A 17,192-nucleotide genomic window follows, 5' to 3' on the forward strand; every position below is an offset into this window, starting at 1 on the left:
TTTATTCCTTGTGAGCGCTATCTGTGGCGGCTAATTGAACGGGCATGCCAGGGAAGAAAATCCGAGCGACACCATCAACAATTACTTTATCGCCAGCATTTAAGCCTTTACGAATAATCCAACTATTTTCGGCTTGATGGTCTTGGTTGAACTTAGTCCATTCACCTACTTCTACTGGTGTTGGGCTTGCAATCGTTTGGCCTTGTTCATTACTGATATAACGATAAACAAATTTACCCATACCATTATCAAGTACTGCACGTTGTGGGATCACAAAGACATTATTACGCTCTGCACCACTTAGAATTACTTTAACAAACTGACCTGAGCGAAGTTGATAATCTGGATTTGGCACAACGGCTTGAAATTCGCTTGTACCGGTTGCTGGATTTATACGTACATCGCTAAAGTTAACCGTACCTGAAAGCGGATAAGCGCGGCCATTTTGTAATTGAATGTCTGTTTTCCAATGACCATCTTTGGGTAAGGTGAGTTGACCTGTGGTAACATCATCACGCATTTGCAGTTGCTCACGCTCTGAAAAACCAAATCGTAATAACATAGGATCAAGTTGAGTGATTTGCGTGAGTAATAATTCAGGACCAGGAACATAAGTCCCTTCAGAAACAAACTCTCGGCCTAATACCCCTTTAATTGGTGATTGAACTTGCGCATATTGTAAATTCAACTCAGCTTCTTGTAAGCGAGTTTCACTCGACTTTACTTGTGCTTGAGCGATTTCATAATCTGACACTGCTGTATCATAATCACGTTGTGATACTGATTTTTCTGCACGTAATGTTTTAAGACGCTCAACTTCGCGAACAGTTTGAGCAAGTCTAGCTTTAGCACCTTGTAAATCGGCTTGGCTTAAAGACAAGGCTAATTTAAACGGTTGTAAATCGATGGTAAAAAGTGATTGACCTGCTTGAACGCGTTCACCTTCAGCAAAATTGCGAGATTCTAAAATACCGGCAACACGAGAGCGGACTTGGACTTCTTTTGAACCTGTTAAGGTTGCAGGTAGTTCAATCGTAAAAGAGGCTGTAGTAGGTTTTACTTCTAATACAGTAACTTGAGCTGGTGGCATCGAATGAGCTGGTGCTGGCGCTTGTTCGGAGCACGCACTTAGCAGACCCACCATGGCCAAAGCGAGTAGCGTACGAGGACGAACTTGTGTAACTGAATTCATATAATAAAAGCTCCAGATAAATTTGAACGTTAAGTCGACAAAGTAAACGATAGTGTATACGCTTATAAGAAGAAGGTAAACGATACCGTATACAAATTAACAAGATTTCTTTTTTTTATTTGTTATAATCGCCACACTTTTAAAAAGGGGCTGTCATGGTTAGAAGCGTCGATAAACATAACGATGTGTTATGCGCTGCAATAACGGAATTTGCAAAAAAAGGCATGGTCGCCACGACAATGGAAGCGATTGCCACTCGAGCAAACGTTTCTAAACGTACATTATATAAACACTATTCATCAAAAGATGCATTATTTGATGCGGTTGTTGCTTTATTATTTCAACGCTTGGCAAACTTGCCCGAAGTGCAATATCAATCGGACGTGCCCGTGCGTGAGCAGCTAAAACAACTTGCGCAATTATCGATAGGTTTATCGGCCGATCCTGATTATATGCGTTTATCAAAGATAGTTATAATTGAATCAATGCGCTCTGAAAGTAGGGCCAAAAGGCTCGATGAGCAATTTAAAGGGTGTGAGCAAGGTTTACATAGCTGGTTTATACAAGCAGAGCTTGCTGGTGCACTTGGGCTATTTGATGCAAAGCTAACTGCCTCGTTATTTTTTGGTGGGATCAAAAAAATGACATTTTGGGATCAAGCTATTCGTTGGCAACATCAAGTCAACGAGGAAGAGCTCAGTCACCTCATTAATCAAACCTGTTTATTTTTCGAAAAAGGTTTAAAGCAATAGTTAATATTTGGGTTACTTTGAATCCCAAGTAACCCAAGCCTTAAATAGCCCTACCATTTCTAGCTATATCCAATCTTTGTCACATTATATTAATTTATAACACATAATTTACTTTAACTGTGTTTAGCCATCGTTTTATCAGCTGATAGCTTGAATAAATACCCATCTGTTCTGATAAATAAAAAAGGTATACATTTTTAAATGCTTATTTAACCTCATTTCTGCATAAGAGGTTTAGCAATACATACAATTAGAAGTAAATATCTAAGTTTTCATCTCTAGCTAGCGGTTTTGAAGGCTGCTAGCGATGAAAATAATTGCAAAAAATTATTATCCATTATTGAGGTTATTTAATACCATTTACACGAAATTTGAATAATAAAGCTGGCTCAATTCACTATTTTGAACATTATTTTTATTTTAATGATGAGTGAGAGATTCACCCTTGTCGATTAAATCCGCAATTTTGTTGGTTACAATCCATGATTTTACAAGAGACTATTTGATATTTATCTTTAATTCATGGCGTTAGAAAATTTTTAGCTAGGGTTAAGGTTAATCATCTTGTTGAGGTTATAGTATTTTAATTGATAAATTATCTACAATGTTAATAATTGGTTTTTATTTTGTTTTTTTATTTACAAAAAACCATATGACTACAACTTTATAACTGCTTTTATATCCTTTTTTAATCTAATAAGTTAATAATATTGTCAATAATCTAAGCTAATTTTGAGTGATGTGTTAATTAATGTAGTGTTTTTGTGGCTAATAATATAAGAAATTTATTTTCAAAATTAACAAATGGAAATAAATTTCTCTGATGGTTTTTGGTTGTTAATTAATCAGAAGTTTTTATAGTAAAGCAGTTTAGATATGTTTCTGTGTGTTTTTCAATCTTTTTTATGGTAATTAAACTAAAAAAAGTGCATTTAAATCTAGTAAAGTCGCATTTTAATGTAAGATATTTATACCCAGTATAAGGGTGATTTAATCAATAAAATTAGCATTTTAAAGTTAACAACTTTGCATTTATTATTTAACACTTGTTATTTATTCGAGGAATTATGTTACAAAAAACTTCAATAGCTCGCGCTATCCAATTTAGTCTTGCGTCATTAACTATTGCTGCAGCAACAACCAGCACAACGACTTTTGCCGCTGAAGCCGAAGCCAATATCGAACGTGTTCAAATAACGGGTTCACGTATTTTACGTGAAGGTGCAATTGCGCCATCACCAGTGACTTCTATTAGCGGTAAAGAACTTTTAGCAACAGGTGCAATGAATTTAGGTGAAGCATTAAATGAATTACCTGCGCTTGCTAATACTTATTCACTTGCAAATTCAGGTAATTATATTGGTACTGCAGGTTTAAGCTTACTTGATTTACGTGGCATGGGTGCAAACCGTACACTGGTTTTAGTTGATGGTAAACGTCATGTTTCAAGTAGTGCAGGCTCTGCATCAGTTGATACTAATACTATTCCAACTGCTTGGGTTGAGTCTGTTGAAATCATTACCGGTGGTGCGTCAGCTGTTTATGGTGCCGATGCTGTAACGGGTGTTGTAAACTTTCGTTTGAAAAAAGACATCACGGGATTAGACGTGAGCGTGACTGCGGGTAAGGCAGAAGATAGCCCGTACAAAAATCATAAATTCAGCTTTTCTTATGGTTCTGATTACGCAGATGGTCGTGGTAATGCAGCAATTGCAGTAGAATTTTCAGGTCAAAATTCAATTAATGCTACTGAGCGTGACCAAACACGCACACCTTATATGGAAGTTAAAAATTCTGCCAATAAAGACTCAAAAGATGAAAATGGTAATACTATCCATGATGGCATTCCAGATCGTATTACCGTAGCAAATACGGGTTGGTACGATAGTTCAATCGCAGGTAACTTTTACGTAGAAGATGGTGACAATGTAAATTGGTATATCTTTAACCCGGATGGTTCTGTACGCCCACAAAATTTGGGTACTACTTATGGTGAGTGGGGGCGTTGCACAAACTGTGAAATTTTAAATTTGGTTGAATATAGTGACTTACAGCCAGAATTTAAGCGTTACAATGTAAACGTTAAAACTAACTACGACATTACTGACCAAGTTTCTGCGTATGCTGATGCCAAATATGTAAACAGCCAAGGTGACAGTGTGGGCCAACCATCATTTTTTGAATATGGTTCTGCATTAAATATCAAAAAAGATAACGCCTATATTGATAGCAGCTTACGTGCCTTGATGAATAATAATGGCCTAGATTCGATTGATATTCATCGTTTTAACAAAGATGCAGGCCGTCGTATTGAAAATAATGAGCGTGAAACAGTGCGAATTGTTTCAGGTGTTGAAGGTTTCATGAATGATGATTGGAGCTTTGAAGCTTATGGTTTGCATGGTGAAACTAAGCTGACTCAAACTAACTACAACAATCTAATTCGTAAAAACTTTGCGCAAAGTATTGATGCGGTATTAGTCGATGGTCAAGCGGTATGTCGTGATGTTGCAGCACGTGCAGCGGGTTGTGTACCAACCAGTATTTTTGGTTACGGTGCGGTAAACGATGCGGCAAAAGCATGGTTTAATACCAGCTCTGTTTCTGAATCAACGATTAAACAAACCGTATTTAATGCAAGTATTGCTAACAGCAGCCTAATTGATTTACCAGCAGGTTTTGTTGGTTTTGCCGCGGGTGTTGAATACCGTAAAGAGCAAAGTGACAGTGTGCCAGATGAGTTTGCAGCAACGGGCGCCACATTCTTAAATGCATTACAAGAAGAGCACGGCCAGTTTAATGTTAAAGAAGTATTTGCTGAAGTAACGGTTCCCTTATTGGTTGATCAATTCTTGATCCAAGATTTAGTATTTGATTTTGCTATTCGTTATGCTGATTACAGCTCAATTGGTTCAGCAACAAGCTGGAAAGCCGGTCTTGATTGGACAGTGAATGATGAAGTGCGCGCTCGCAGCACTTATTCAATCGCATTACGTGCCCCGAATATCGGTGAATTATTTGGCCCACAAAACCAAACCTATTTCCGTGTAAACGATCCATGTGGTGCAGAGTATGCGCAATCAGCTATTCGTGTTGCTAACTGTGCTGCATTAGGTATTCCGGCTGATTTTGATCCTACTGCTACAGCATCTAGCATTGAAGGTCTAAATGGCGGTAATCCAGATTTAAAACCAGAGGAGTCAACTAGTTTTACCGCTGGTTTAGTGTATGAGCCTGACTTTATAAATGGTTTTGTCGTAACTGTGGATTACTGGTCAATTGATATTGATGATGCAATTTCAGCTGTATCGGCCCAAGATGTGCTAGACCGTTGTGTTGACGCCTCAAATGGTATCGATAATCAGTTCTGTAAGCTTATTCAACGTGATACAGCCACAAAAGAACTTAAGTTAATTACTTCTATCAGCCAAAACGTTGCAGCTCAAACTGCACAAGGGGTTGATTTTGAATTAGGTTATGATTTTGATGCTTTTGGTGGTGCATTTAAGACTAAATTAATTGGTACATATTTAAAATCGCGTAAAACATTCTCATTCCAAAATAACCCTGACGATTTTGAACAAAATGCAGGTACTGTGGGTGAAGCTCAGTGGCAGCATAACTTCACGGTTGCTTATTCACGTGATAACTGGAATGGTACGTGGAAAACTCGTTATTTAAGTGCAGTGGACTTAAACAGTGCGCAAGACCTAGTAACAAACCCAGATCCATCTGATATTATGTCATATGGCAGCTACGTAGTTACTGACATCAGTGCAGGTTATACGTTCGATTCGAATGTAGCAGTTACTGTGGGTATTGATAACTTGTTTGACCGTGATTTACCAGGTGTTACAAATGGTACAGGCGCAGGAACTGCAAGTTACGATAATATTGGTCGTTTCTTCTATACTCAAGTTGCTTATAGCTTCTAAGTATTAGCAGTTAAGCTAGATTAAAGCGGCTTAGTGCCGCTTTTTTTGTGCCTGTTAATAAGTTTTGTTACAATTAGGATGTCTACTCTAATAAAGCTAACATCATGATTTTATATTTTATTTTGACAACCATTTTGGCTGTTATTCATATCTGGGCTGATCATAAGTCATATTGGAAGCTTTGCTATATTTTTAAACCGCTAACAACCTTAAGTATTATTGCTTTAGCGCTCAGTTTATATAATTCCGCACAACCTTTAACCCTACTGGTATTGGTCGCTCTTGGATTTTCTTTACTAGGTGATATCTTTTTAATGTTAAAGTCAGACCGATTTTTAGCAGGATTACAAAGTTTTTTTGCTGCGCACTTATGTTATATCGCTTGGTTTACAACAAATACATCACTCACCTTAGAGTTTTATTTTATAATTCCTTTATTGATCATTGGCTCTGTTTATATGTCACAAGTCTGGCCAAAAGCGGGTTCATTAAAATGGGCGGTGTTAGCTTATGGTTCGGTACTACAGCTGATGGTTATTGCCGCGAGTAGTTTTTATTTTGCCTTTGAGTCAACAACAGCAGGGCGCATGGCTTTAATCGGGGCCGTGCTGTTTATGTTTTCAGATTCGGTGCTGGGTTTTTCTCGTTTTGTAAAAAATTGGCGCTATTCTCATGGTGTGGTATTGGTCAGTTATTATCTTGCACAAACTTTATTGGTGCTGTCACTTTTGCCATACTAGCCTTTGTGCTTTACCCGTTCAAAATTATAGGAATACAGTATGACTGTACAGTTAGTTGAGCATCCTCTCATTGCTCATAAAATGAGTTTATTACGCCATAGTGATATAAGTACTCGCGAATTTCGCCAGCTTAGTAATGAAATATCTAGCTTATTAACCTATCAAGCATGCCAAGATTTACCACTTGAAACTTTTGAGTATCAAGGTTGGAATGGGCCAATGACAGGGCAACGGATCAGCGGGAAAAAATTGACAGTTGTGCCTATTTTACGCGCAGGCATTGGCATGCTCGATGGTGTACTAGAGCTTATTCCTAGCGCAAAAATCAGTGTAGTGGGTATTTACCGTAATGAAGAAACATTAGAACCAGTCTCTTATTTCGAAAAGTTAGTACCAGATTTGGCGATGCGCACAGCGTTTATCATTGACCCAATGCTTGCAACTGCAGGCTCGCTTATAGCAACGATTGATTTACTCAAACAAGCAGGTTGCACCTCAATAAAAGCTTTGGTGTTAGTTGCAGCACCTGAAGGGATTAAAAAAGTCAGCCAAGCGTATCCAGACGTTACTGTGTTAACCGCAGCGATAGACAGCCATTTGAATGAGCAAGGGTATATTATTCCTGGTTTAGGTGATGCTGGTGATAAGATATTTGGCACCAAGCATTTATAGTAAAAAGCTGTGATATAAAACAAAAAAGGGCGGTTAGCCCTTTTTTTTGATTTAATTAATACTGATAACTAGCTTGTAAGCCAAGTGGAATTCCAATTGCCCAGTAAGCGAGTAAAAAGCAAGTCCAACCAATCAGAAACGCAATTGAATAAGGTAACATCAGCGAAATTAGGGTTCCAATGCCAGTATCTTTAACATATTTTTGGCAATACACCACAACGAGCGGGAAGTAAGGCATCAGCGGCGTGATAATGTTAGAACTAGAGTCACCTACGCGATAAGCCGCTTGTGATAAATCAGGTGAGATCCCCAATTGCATTAACATAGGCACAAAAATTGGGCCGAGTAACGCCCACTTTGCAGAACTTGAACCAACAAATAAATTCACAAATGCGGTTAAGAAAATAATCCCAACTATGGTTACCGTACTTGGTAATGCAAGTGCTTTTAATACTTCAGCTCCCTCGATTGCCATTAAGGCACCTAGGTTTGATGTAGCAAATGCCGCAATAAATAACGCACAGAAAAATGCCATAACAATATAGTACGACATCGAAGCCATTGATTTACTCATCGCATTAATCATGTCTTTACTTGATTTGAAGCTACCGGTGACAAAACCATAAACAGCACCAGGGATCCAAAACAGTAAAAATATGAGTGGCACAATAGATTGCATCAGTGGCGCACTAAATTCAGTTAACGAACCATTAGCACTGCGAAGCGCCGAGTTTGGTAAAGATGAGGTATAAGCAAGTAGGGCAATGCCGGCTAGCATCACTGAAACAGCAATTATAAAGCCACGTTTTTCAAGCGGAGTTGCTTCATCAAACGATGGCAGTTCATTGGTATCACCATCCACTTTTGTTTTAGCTAAGCGAGGTTCGATGATTTTATCTGTGATATACCACCCTAAGAGCACAATAAATAGACTCGATGCTGAAGCAAAAAACCAGTTATTTAGTGGATTTACAATAATTTCAGGATCGATAATTCGGGCAGCACTTTGCGTAAAGCTTTGTAGTAATGGGTCAATACCTGATGGAATAAAGTTGGCGCCAAAACCACCGCTAACACCGGCAAACGCCGCTGCAATACCGGCAAGGGGGTGTCTCCCCATGGCATAAAAAATAACCCCGGCTAATGGAATAACTAATACGTATCCTGCATCGGTTGCAGTATGGCTGACAATCGCGATGAGTATAATAGAGGGAGTTAATAAAAATTTAGGGATACGCTTGAGCATTAATTTCAAACTGGTATTGATAAAACCAGAGTGCTCAGCAACCCCAACACCAAGCATGGCAACAAGCACTACACCCAGTGGTGCAAAGGTAGTGAAAGTTTTAACCATTGAGGATAAAAATGAAGCTAACGCATCGCCACTGAGTAAGTTATGAATGACAATAGGTGCTCCTGTTCTCGGATCTATGGCATCAAACTGGGTATTGGAAAATAGGGCAGATAATAGCCAAATGAGTAGCATGGCCATTAAAAATATCATGGCAGGATCGGGTAAGGTATTCCCAATGCGTTCGATTGAGTTTAAAAATCGATTTATTAAACTCGGTTTTTCTTTTATTGAATTATCCATATCTAAATCCAAAGTTCTATTTACCTGAATATTGACCTTTTTCAGGTAAAAACGAAATAATAACAAGATAAAAAGTATGATTGTTAGGTTAAATTACACATTAAAATTGAAAAAGTCTAAGCTGCTGGAGTTACAGATAGAAATTGATGAAAAAATGACTTTTTTGTTATGGTTGCAACTGCCATTTGCTTAAAATTACTTGATACTCTCCATTGGTTTTTATGGTCTCAAGCGCACTTGCTAGTTGGCTATTTATATTTGGGTCTGAATTTAAGTCGGTGGCAATAAATAAATCATGAGGAAAATCGACCAAAGCTAGTTTTTGTTCTATTTCATAGGGAGACAAATTAGCACTTTTTAATTCACGCTCTAGCGCAATATTGTTAGTAAGGACATAATCGATACGGTGTTTAAATAATTGATGCCACATTGAGTCAAAGTTAACACTCAGTACTAAATTTTTATCTTCTTCAAAGCCATTATTCTTTAAAAATGTTTCACTGTAATAACCTCTGATAGTACCTAAGGTATATTGTTTGGCTTGTTCTAAGCTAGTTAACTGTATTTTGTTGGTTTTCATGCCAACTAAAAAGGCGGTCGATTTATAGGTTTGCCCAATCCAACTAAATTGATTTTCTCTATTAGGAGTTCTTAATACCGAGAATAAGTATGTATTTGGTTGGTGCTGAGCTAAATGGTAAGCGCGGGCAAAAGGCATTAATTCTATATTGGCTTGAAAAGGCGTATGGCGTATTAAGCTATTTATTACCTCAACCAATGCACCTTTAGCTTCATGATTGGCATCGTAATAATGAAAAGTCGGTAATTCTTCAGCAACAAAGTGGATAGTTTGAGAGGCGCTAAGAGGCCATGCAATGATAAAAAAAACTGCAATAGTGTTTCTAAAAGCCAACATGTGTACTCCTTTGCTTGGACGTACACAATATTGGCAAAATCACTGATAGGTCAAGCCCAAATTCAATTAGTTGTTAATTAAATGTTGAACTCTGGTGTGCTTTCTAATTTAGATAAAGCCAATTTTAATGCTGCCGTACGGCTATCAACAAAATGCGCAGAAGGAATGAGTTCATCAACCCGTAGCCGTTTTAATTTGTCATTTGCATCTGGATTTGGCGAATAAATTATAACTTGGCACTGTGCATCAATGGCATCTTTGATTGCATTTTCAAGAGCAAGTCCAACGGTCATATCAATCATAGGAACGTCACTTAAATCTAAGATCATTACTTGATATCGACTGACGCTACTATGTTGTCTGGTGATTGCTTTGGAGACACTAAAAATCATAGGCCCCGATAAGTAAAAGAATAAAACCTGACCATTTGCTTTATCAAGAAGGCTACGTTGTGTTGGGGTCAGAGGCACGTCGTCGTCATCTGCATCGCTGATAGCTTTGACGTTTTTTGCTTGCTCGCGACTTAGGCGTTCTATCACCAATACATTGGAGATGAAGACGCCTAATCCGACAGCAACAATCAAATCAACAAACACAGTTAAAAACATTACACCGTACATAATAATTGTTTGTTGAATACTCACTTTATGAGCGCGTTGTAAAAAGCTCCAATCTAAAATATTAAGCCCTACATAAACAGCAATACCCGCTAAAACCGCCATAGGGATAGGTTCAGTCAAACTGCCAGCAACAAAAACAACTAGCATTAAAATCAGAGCCCGAATGATCCCCGAGAGCGGTGAGCGTGCCCCAACTTGGATATTAACAACAGTGCCCATTGTTGCACCGGCGCCAGGCAGTGCACCAAATAATCCAGAAGTCATGTTGGCAATGCCTTGACCAATTAGCTCTTTATTTGAGTCATGCTCGGTACGCGTTAAGCTATCAGCAATAACAGCAGTCAGTAATGTATCAATACAGCCCAAGGTCCCAAGGACTAAGGCATCAATTAACATGGTGGTCAGTAAATCCCAGGTGAAAACCGGAAAAACTAACGCGGGCAAACTATTTGGAATTTCACCAATGCGACGAATTGAATCATGATCAAATAAAATAATTGACACTAACGTGACGCAGACTAATGCGACTAATTGAGGTGGAGCATAGCGGCGATATTTTTTAGGTAGGTAAAATAAAATGCCAAGCGTCATGGCACCGAGTAGTAATTCTGCAAAATGAAGGTCTAATATAATGTCTGGTAAATGCTTGATGGTGCCAAGCACACCGCCAGCAGGGGCTGCGTGCCCAAGTAAAGGTGCAAGTTGCAAAATAATTAAAATCACACCAATGCCAGACATAAAACCTGAAATAACACTGTAAGGCATTAAAGTAACGTATTTGCCAAGTTTGAGTGCACCAAGCAAAATTTGAAATGCGCCAGCCATCATAACGACTGTAAAGGCAATAGCTGCGCCTTGTTCTGGGTATTTTGCCACCATAGTGGTTAAAATGGCTGTCATAATAACAGTCATTGGGCCGGTCGGTTCAGAGATAAGCGATGTTGAGCCGCCAAATAAAGCGGCAAATAAACCGACTAAAATAGCGCCCCAAATGCCGGCTTCAGCGCCTGCTCCAGATGCCACACCAAACGCAAGTGCTAACGGTAAAGAAATTATCGCAGTGGTGACACCACCAAATAAATCGCCTTTAATACTTAATTTTTTAAACCGTTGAAATGACAATGTTCTTACCTCTTAGAATAAAAGCGCGGGCATTTTAACACCCTTACTCGATGATGGTAGTCTTTGGAGCTAAATCAGACCAAAAATTACGACTGATCAGAGCACTGTAAAAATGTGCATTAAAGCCTAAATAATTTTTCATACGGGCAAATGGCAGTAAACGAGAGGTGTGTTACACAATTTTACACGTTAGCGCCTTTTAACTAGTGAGCTTAGAATTAGTTTAATGTTAGAATCAAATCTTATTGCCTTGTACTTGTTTATACACAGGATTTTATACGCATGTTTCAACCTGTTAGTTTGTTTATTGGCTTACGGTATAGTCGCGCAGCCAAAGGCAACGCCTTTATTTCTTTCATTTCTTTTTTTTCGATCACTGGCATAAGTCTGGGTTTAATGGCCCTCATTACTGTGGTTTCAGTAATGAATGGATTTGAAGATAAACTGAAACAGACCATGCTCGGTTATATTCCGCATTTAACCCTAGCAAAAAACGATCAAAGCCTGGCTGAAATTACTGCTTTTAATGAAAAATGGCAGGCGACATCACCGATAAAATCGATAGCACCTTATATTAAAGCTGAGGCGTTATTGCAAAGTAGTGCCGATATTCGGCCAATTTTGTTACAAGGGTTGTATCAACCGACCCAATTTGAAGCCATTGTTAATACAGTGACGCAAGGACGCTGGCAAGCCTTGTTTGAGCAGCGCTACAGCATTGCAATGAGTCAGTATCTTGCAAGTAAATTGCAATTGCGGGTGGGCGAGCAAATACGAGTGCTTGTACCCAGTGCGGCCAATTACACTCCTGCAGGGCGTGTTCCTAGCCAGCGCTTGTTTACTTTGGTGGCGACTTTTTCGACCGGCTCAGAAGTTGATACGGCTATCGCATTCACGGGCGGTGAATATGTTGCGCGTTTACTTAAACAAGATGCAAATACCATCCCCGATATTGCCATTCAACTAGATGATGCTTTTTTAGTCGACGAATTATTAACACGTCATCCCGAATTGATTGACGGTTTTAATGTTACAGATTGGCGCAGTGTTCAAGGGGCACTATTCAGCGCTGTGGCAATGGAAAAACGAATTATGTCGTTGTTACTAGGCCTAATTATTTTAGTTGCGGTATTTAATATTGTCTCAGCACTGATCATGATGGTAGGTGAAAAGCAGTCTGAAGTGGCAATTTTACAAACCATAGGCCTAACACCGGGCCAAGTTCAAATTGTGTTTATCGTACAAGGTCTTTATAACGGCGTATTTGGTACTGTAATTGGCGGCATTTTAGGATTGTTGTTGGCCGCGAATATTAATCCAATTTTATCAGCCGTGGGTATTCATTTTTTAGGTGGGGTTGCATTGCCTGTGTTATTTGAACCAGATCAACTTGCAATCATTTTTGTGGCCAGTTTAGCAATGAGTTTTTTGGCCACTCTGTATCCAGCCGCGAAAGCGGCAGGAGTTCGCCCAGCAGAGGTATTAAGGTATGAGTAAATGTGTTGTTCAATGTCAAAACATAGATAAAATTTATCAAGATGGTAATCAAAGTACTCATGTTTTAAAAGGCGTCGATCTGACGTTGCTGCAAGGCGAAACATTGGCAATTGTCGGCAGCTCAGGCTCGGGTAAAAGTACGTTATTACATATTTTGGGGACTTTAGATAACGCTTCAAGTGGCTCTATGACCATTATGGGACAAGATATCAGTCAACTTAGTCGTAATGCTCAAGCAAAGTTTCGTAATCAACATCTTGGTTTTATTTATCAATTTCATCATTTACTGATGGAATTTACCGCGCTTGAAAATACGGCTATGCCGTTATTAATCGGTGGAATGAAAGCAGAACAGGCCAAAATAAAAGCCAGTGCCATGCTTGAGCGTGTTGGTCTTGGCCATCGCATTAACCATAAACCATCAGAGCTCTCAGGCGGTGAAAGGCAGCGGGTAGCGATTGCTCGTGCGTTAGTGAGTGAACCTGATTTGGTCTTGGCTGATGAACCAACCGGTAATTTAGATAAACAAAATGCTCTCAATATTTATAATTTAATTCAAGAGCTTAATCTATCGTTAAAAACTAGTTTTATTGTTGTGACCCATGATTTGGAACTTGCTGCCAAGCTTAATAAAACAGCATTTTTAGACGATGGGGTGCTCAAAATTCAGACTCAAGAGGCAATCGCTTGAATTTAAGTCTTTTTTTAAGCCAGCGCTTTCGAAAAGCCAAGCGCGATAATGGTTTTATCGGTTTTATTGGTAAAGCGTCGAGCGCTGGGATAGGGCTTGGTATTGCGGTGCTGATTGTTGCTCTGTCTGTTTTTAATGGTTTTGAGCAGCAACTAGTTGAACGCTTACTTGCAGTTGTACCTCATGTTGAATATGAAGCACCTAATCGCCCAATTAATAATTGGCCAAGCAAAGTAAAACAACTTGCAGATCATAGCGAAGTTGCCGCTGCATCGCCTTTTATTAAACTCAATGGCATGGCCCAGTTTAAAAATGAATTAAAAGCAGTCGAAGTCAGTGCAATCGATCCCGCTTTTGAAACTGAAGTCTCTGATATTGGTAAATTCATTAGTCCAACACCACTTCAAGCCCTGCAAAAAGGGCAAATAATTTTAGGTAAGCAAATTTTTGAAGCGCTAGGTGTCAACATCGGTGACAGTATTACGGTACTCCTGCCTAATTTAAACACTAAAAGTGATCACCTTGCTGCGGCTAAAAAGTTGCGTTTGGTCGTGGTGGGCCAAATTGCGATGGGTGGCCCGGTCGATCATTCCACAGGTTTAATTCATCTGTCTCAAGCACAAGACTTACTCGATTTAAGCGCAGATCAAGTTATGGGCTTACGGTTGAAATTATATGATGTCTTTAACGCTCACCGTACTGCGATGTCTATTGGCAGTGAATTAAATGACTATGTTTATGTCAATACTTGGTTTCGTAGCCAAGGCAACCTGTATCAAGATATCCAAATGGTCAGAACGATTATTTATTTAGTGGTTTTTTTAATTATTGCCGTTGCAAGCTTTAACATCGTCTCGACGTTAGTGATGGAAGTGAAAGAAAAACAAAGCAATATTGCTATTTTAAAAACCATGGGGGCAACTGATCGCATGATTATTATGACATTTATGCTCCATGGTATGTTTCAAGCGTTTGTTGGGATGCTTGGCGGCACATTGCTTGGTGTTGGTTTAGCTTTAAGCTTGCCCGATATCTTTTTATGGTGGAATCAATTATCAGGTACAAATGTGCTAGCGGGGGTTTATTTTGTTGAATTTTTACCTTCAAAGCTGGTCGTTTCTGATATTGCGGTCACGTTACTGGTTACTTTTATTATGACGAGTATTGCGACTATCTACCCTGCGTGGCAGGCAAGTCGAATCGATCCTGCTAAGGTGCTGGGCCAATAATATTTAAGAGATTTAAAGGCGTTAAAGCCATTTGAACTCACTGATAACTCAAGAAGGAAAGCAATACCTCTCAGTAATTGAGCGATTTGTTTAGATACTGAGCAAACACGCTGTATTGTATGGTTCAATAGCTGCAATTACTTGATAACAGCCTGATAACATCTTAGAGTAGCGAAAACGCTAAAAGGGGAAAGTGATGAGTGAAGCAACACAAGAACAACAATTAACAGAACAACAAATTGCTAATTGGCAGCGCGATACATTAGCGAGCTCACAAAAACATCTAGCTGAGCGTGGTATTGTGCCACAGTCTATTTTTGATAAAGAAAGTCGTTATTTAGCGCCTTTTTTTGCGGTGTGGAAAATCAAAGCGCAAAATGGTCGAACTTATTGGGTCATTGCAGGGCGTTTACCGACTGATCATGCTGAAATATCTGCAGCTGCTACGGCGCGAGAAGCAATTCGTTATTTTTCACTGCAGTGGCAATTAAAGGCAGATCAAATTGTTCATGCTGGTGTTCGTGATAAGACACAACTTGATTTTGCAAACTTACTGATAAACCGTGCTCATGGTTTATATGAGTTTTACGAGAAAGATGAGCTTTGGGCTAATGAACCAAAGTAAATGGCTCAGGATTAAAATTTGAAACAGGGCAACTCAAGCGCAGTCTTGGGATCCCTGCTTCCATAAAAACATGGCCTTGAGCGGTAAATCCCGCGTTTAAAAACCGTTCTGTTTCTTGCAAAATACAGTTAAACGATACTTGTTTTATCCCTTGCTGCTTTGCAATTTCAACTAAGTAACTAAATACTAAATGATACACTTGCTGATTGCGGTGACTTGCCAGCACAGCAACACGGCTCATTAAGCCATCGTCACTTAAGCGTCCTGTTGCAATCACCGCATCGTTTTCGTTAGTTAGAATAATGTGTTTTGCTAGGCTATCTAACGTATCAAATTCAACATTTTGCGGAATGTGGTATTCACAAACAAATACTTTTTCGCGTAACGCTCTTAGTATTTTATTGCTATTATGCCAATTAACTTGCTGAACATGATAAGACATGGAAACCCTCACATTATTCGATAAACCAATAACCCTCGTTCATAAGTGTAGTCAAGGTATCGATAAAAATAGGGCTTTCCATTGAACTTTTTAACTGGTCGGATGTCATTAATGGGAAATCTGTTAACAATTTTGCATCATCTAATTGATCTATTGGAAGAATATAATTTTGTCCGTTGATACTTAAAATTATATTTTCTGCTTGAATTTGATAGATTGCGCGCAGTCCACCAATGCGATAAAACACTGTGCCTGCTTCTTCAATAAGTCCAAGTACTTCATCTGTAGTGTAGGCGTCTTCAGGTGCAATTAAATCCATATCATGTTTAGCGGTAGATAAAAATTGGCCTAACCAAAGTTTTAAACTACTTTCATCTTCAATTTGTTTTAACAGCAATTGTTTTATTTGTTCAAATTCATTGGCTTTTAACTCACCAATCGATTTTGGCACTTCAATAGCTGGGTCGCTATAGCGTTGTTTACCTAATTCTTGATCAATTAAATAATCACTCAATGATGAGAGCATATCGATTTGATTTGGCGCGCGAAACCCGACAGAGTAATTGAGTGCATTCTCAACTGCGTAACCTTCATGTGGGCAACCTGGTGGAATATATAAAATATCACCAGGTTCTAATACGGCATCAATCACTGCTTCAAAAGCGGTTATTTGCAGTAAATCTTTACATGGGATTACTTCCTCAAGTGATTGCTCTGCTAAGCCAACACGCCAATGACGCTTCCCTTCACCTTGGATAATAAAAACATCATATTGGTCTAAATGCGGGCCAACACCACCACCTGGCGTTGAAAATGAAATCATCAGATCATCAATACGCCAATTTGGAATAAATCTGAATGGTTCAAGTAATTGCGCCGAATCAGGATGCCAATGATCAACTGCTTGGACTAATAATGTTGAATGGGTTGCTGTGAGTAAATCAAATTCTTCAAATGGACCGTGATGCGCTTTCCACTTGTCATTTGTATTTGTGATGATCCGAGACTCAATGCATTCTTCTTGTGCCAGACCAGCTAATTCATCAGGTGAAATAGGGTCTTGGAAATTACGAAACCCTTGTTTAATTAATAAAGGTTTTTTTTGCCAGTATTGGCTTAAAAATTCGGCTTGGCTTAGGTCATTAATCGACAATTGAAACATGAA

The 17,192-nt window shown here is 38.9% G+C and carries 14 protein-coding genes; 8 read left to right on the plus strand and 6 right to left on the minus strand.

What is annotated here, in order from left to right; all coding sequences use genetic code 11:
- Position 1: 1 nt before the first annotated feature.
- Entirely contained in the window at positions 2 to 1,192 is a 1,191-nt protein-coding gene (locus PTUN_RS08075; protein ID WP_009839747.1) for an efflux RND transporter periplasmic adaptor subunit, read from the minus strand.
- Positions 1,193 to 1,347: 155 nt separating this feature from the next.
- Between PTUN_RS08075 and PTUN_RS08080 the strand changes: the two genes are divergently transcribed.
- From PTUN_RS08080 to upp, 4 genes are all read left to right on the plus strand, one after another.
- On the plus strand, positions 1,348 to 1,944 hold the full coding sequence (locus PTUN_RS08080; RefSeq protein WP_009839748.1) for a TetR/AcrR family transcriptional regulator: 597 nt from the start codon (positions 1,348 to 1,350) through the stop codon (positions 1,942 to 1,944).
- Between the two features lie 1,067 nt (positions 1,945 to 3,011).
- Positions 3,012 to 5,879, plus strand: coding sequence for a TonB-dependent receptor (locus tag PTUN_RS08085; protein ID WP_009839749.1), 2,868 nt, complete (start codon positions 3,012 to 3,014; stop codon positions 5,877 to 5,879).
- Between the two features lie 104 nt (positions 5,880 to 5,983).
- The gene (locus PTUN_RS08090) at positions 5,984 to 6,619 is read left to right on the plus strand and encodes a lysoplasmalogenase (protein WP_009839750.1); all 636 of its coding nucleotides are present in this window, start codon (positions 5,984 to 5,986) and stop codon (positions 6,617 to 6,619) included.
- 39 nt (positions 6,620 to 6,658) lie between these two features.
- The gene (gene upp, locus PTUN_RS08095) at positions 6,659 to 7,291 is read left to right on the plus strand and encodes a uracil phosphoribosyltransferase (protein ID WP_009839751.1); all 633 of its coding nucleotides are present in this window, start codon (positions 6,659 to 6,661) and stop codon (positions 7,289 to 7,291) included.
- Between the two features lie 55 nt (positions 7,292 to 7,346).
- Here upp and PTUN_RS08100 read toward each other — a convergent pair whose 3' ends face one another.
- From PTUN_RS08100 to PTUN_RS08110, 3 genes are all read right to left on the minus strand, one after another.
- Positions 7,347 to 8,885 (minus strand): AbgT family transporter, encoded by a 1,539-nt coding sequence (locus tag PTUN_RS08100; protein WP_009839752.1) that lies wholly within the window; start codon positions 8,883 to 8,885, stop codon positions 7,347 to 7,349.
- Between the two features lie 166 nt (positions 8,886 to 9,051).
- Complete coding sequence (locus PTUN_RS08105; protein WP_009839753.1) at positions 9,052 to 9,801, minus strand: substrate-binding periplasmic protein; 750 nt, start codon at positions 9,799 to 9,801, stop codon at positions 9,052 to 9,054.
- Positions 9,802 to 9,878: 77 nt separating this feature from the next.
- Entirely contained in the window at positions 9,879 to 11,543 is a 1,665-nt protein-coding gene (locus tag PTUN_RS08110; protein WP_009839754.1) for a SulP family inorganic anion transporter, read from the minus strand.
- 282 nt (positions 11,544 to 11,825) lie between these two features.
- On the opposite strand from PTUN_RS08110, the gene PTUN_RS08115 reads away from it, so the two are divergent.
- The 4 genes from PTUN_RS08115 to PTUN_RS08130 all read left to right on the plus strand — a co-directional run bounded on the left by PTUN_RS08115 (position 11,826) and on the right by PTUN_RS08130 (position 15,585).
- Positions 11,826 to 13,040, plus strand: a complete 1,215-nt coding sequence (locus PTUN_RS08115) for a lipoprotein-releasing ABC transporter permease subunit (protein WP_009839755.1) — start codon at positions 11,826 to 11,828, stop codon at positions 13,038 to 13,040.
- Positions 13,033 to 13,731, plus strand: a complete 699-nt coding sequence (gene lolD / locus PTUN_RS08120) for a lipoprotein-releasing ABC transporter ATP-binding protein LolD (RefSeq protein WP_009839756.1) — start codon at positions 13,033 to 13,035, stop codon at positions 13,729 to 13,731. Before PTUN_RS08115 ends, lolD begins: the two co-directional genes overlap by 8 nt.
- Positions 13,728 to 14,960 (plus strand): lipoprotein-releasing ABC transporter permease subunit, encoded by a 1,233-nt coding sequence (locus tag PTUN_RS08125; protein WP_009839758.1) that lies wholly within the window; start codon positions 13,728 to 13,730, stop codon positions 14,958 to 14,960. Before lolD ends, PTUN_RS08125 begins: the two co-directional genes overlap by 4 nt.
- Positions 14,961 to 15,156: 196 nt before the next feature.
- Positions 15,157 to 15,585 (plus strand): DUF4826 family protein, encoded by a 429-nt coding sequence (locus tag PTUN_RS08130; RefSeq protein WP_009839759.1) that lies wholly within the window; start codon positions 15,157 to 15,159, stop codon positions 15,583 to 15,585.
- On the opposite strand, the gene PTUN_RS08135 is transcribed toward PTUN_RS08130, so the two are convergent.
- Complete coding sequence (locus PTUN_RS08135) at positions 15,569 to 16,027, minus strand: GNAT family N-acetyltransferase (protein ID WP_009839760.1); 459 nt, start codon at positions 16,025 to 16,027, stop codon at positions 15,569 to 15,571. The genes PTUN_RS08130 and PTUN_RS08135 overlap by 17 nt on opposite strands.
- A gap of 13 nt (positions 16,028 to 16,040) precedes the next feature.
- On the minus strand, positions 16,041 to 17,189 hold the full coding sequence (locus PTUN_RS08140) for a cupin domain-containing protein (RefSeq protein ID WP_009839761.1): 1,149 nt from the start codon (positions 17,187 to 17,189) through the stop codon (positions 16,041 to 16,043).
- Positions 17,190 to 17,192 lie beyond the last annotated feature (3 nt).

Source organism: Pseudoalteromonas tunicata, assembly GCF_002310815.1.
GTDB classification, from domain to species: Bacteria; Pseudomonadota; Gammaproteobacteria; order Enterobacterales; family Alteromonadaceae; genus Pseudoalteromonas; species Pseudoalteromonas tunicata.

Coding starts and splice junctions, on each gene's coding strand:
- PTUN_RS08075 (WP_009839747.1), bottom strand. CDS start 1,192: ATGAATTCAGTTACACAAGTTCGTCCTCGTACGCTACTCGCTTTGGCC.
- PTUN_RS08080 (WP_009839748.1), top strand. CDS start 1,348: ATGGTTAGAAGCGTCGATAAACATAACGATGTGTTATGCGCTGCAATA.
- PTUN_RS08085 (WP_009839749.1), top strand. CDS start 3,012: ATGTTACAAAAAACTTCAATAGCTCGCGCTATCCAATTTAGTCTTGCG.
- PTUN_RS08090 (WP_009839750.1), top strand. CDS start 5,984: ATGATTTTATATTTTATTTTGACAACCATTTTGGCTGTTATTCATATC.
- upp (WP_009839751.1), top strand. CDS start 6,659: ATGACTGTACAGTTAGTTGAGCATCCTCTCATTGCTCATAAAATGAGT.
- PTUN_RS08100 (WP_009839752.1), bottom strand. CDS start 8,885: ATGGATAATTCAATAAAAGAAAAACCGAGTTTAATAAATCGATTTTTA.
- PTUN_RS08105 (WP_009839753.1), bottom strand. CDS start 9,801: ATGTTGGCTTTTAGAAACACTATTGCAGTTTTTTTTATCATTGCATGG.
- PTUN_RS08115 (WP_009839755.1), top strand. CDS start 11,826: ATGTTTCAACCTGTTAGTTTGTTTATTGGCTTACGGTATAGTCGCGCA.
- lolD (WP_009839756.1), top strand. CDS start 13,033: ATGAGTAAATGTGTTGTTCAATGTCAAAACATAGATAAAATTTATCAA.
- PTUN_RS08130 (WP_009839759.1), top strand. CDS start 15,157: ATGAGTGAAGCAACACAAGAACAACAATTAACAGAACAACAAATTGCT.
- PTUN_RS08135 (WP_009839760.1), bottom strand. CDS start 16,027: ATGTCTTATCATGTTCAGCAAGTTAATTGGCATAATAGCAATAAAATA.
- PTUN_RS08140 (WP_009839761.1), bottom strand. CDS start 17,189: ATGTTTCAATTGTCGATTAATGACCTAAGCCAAGCCGAATTTTTAAGC.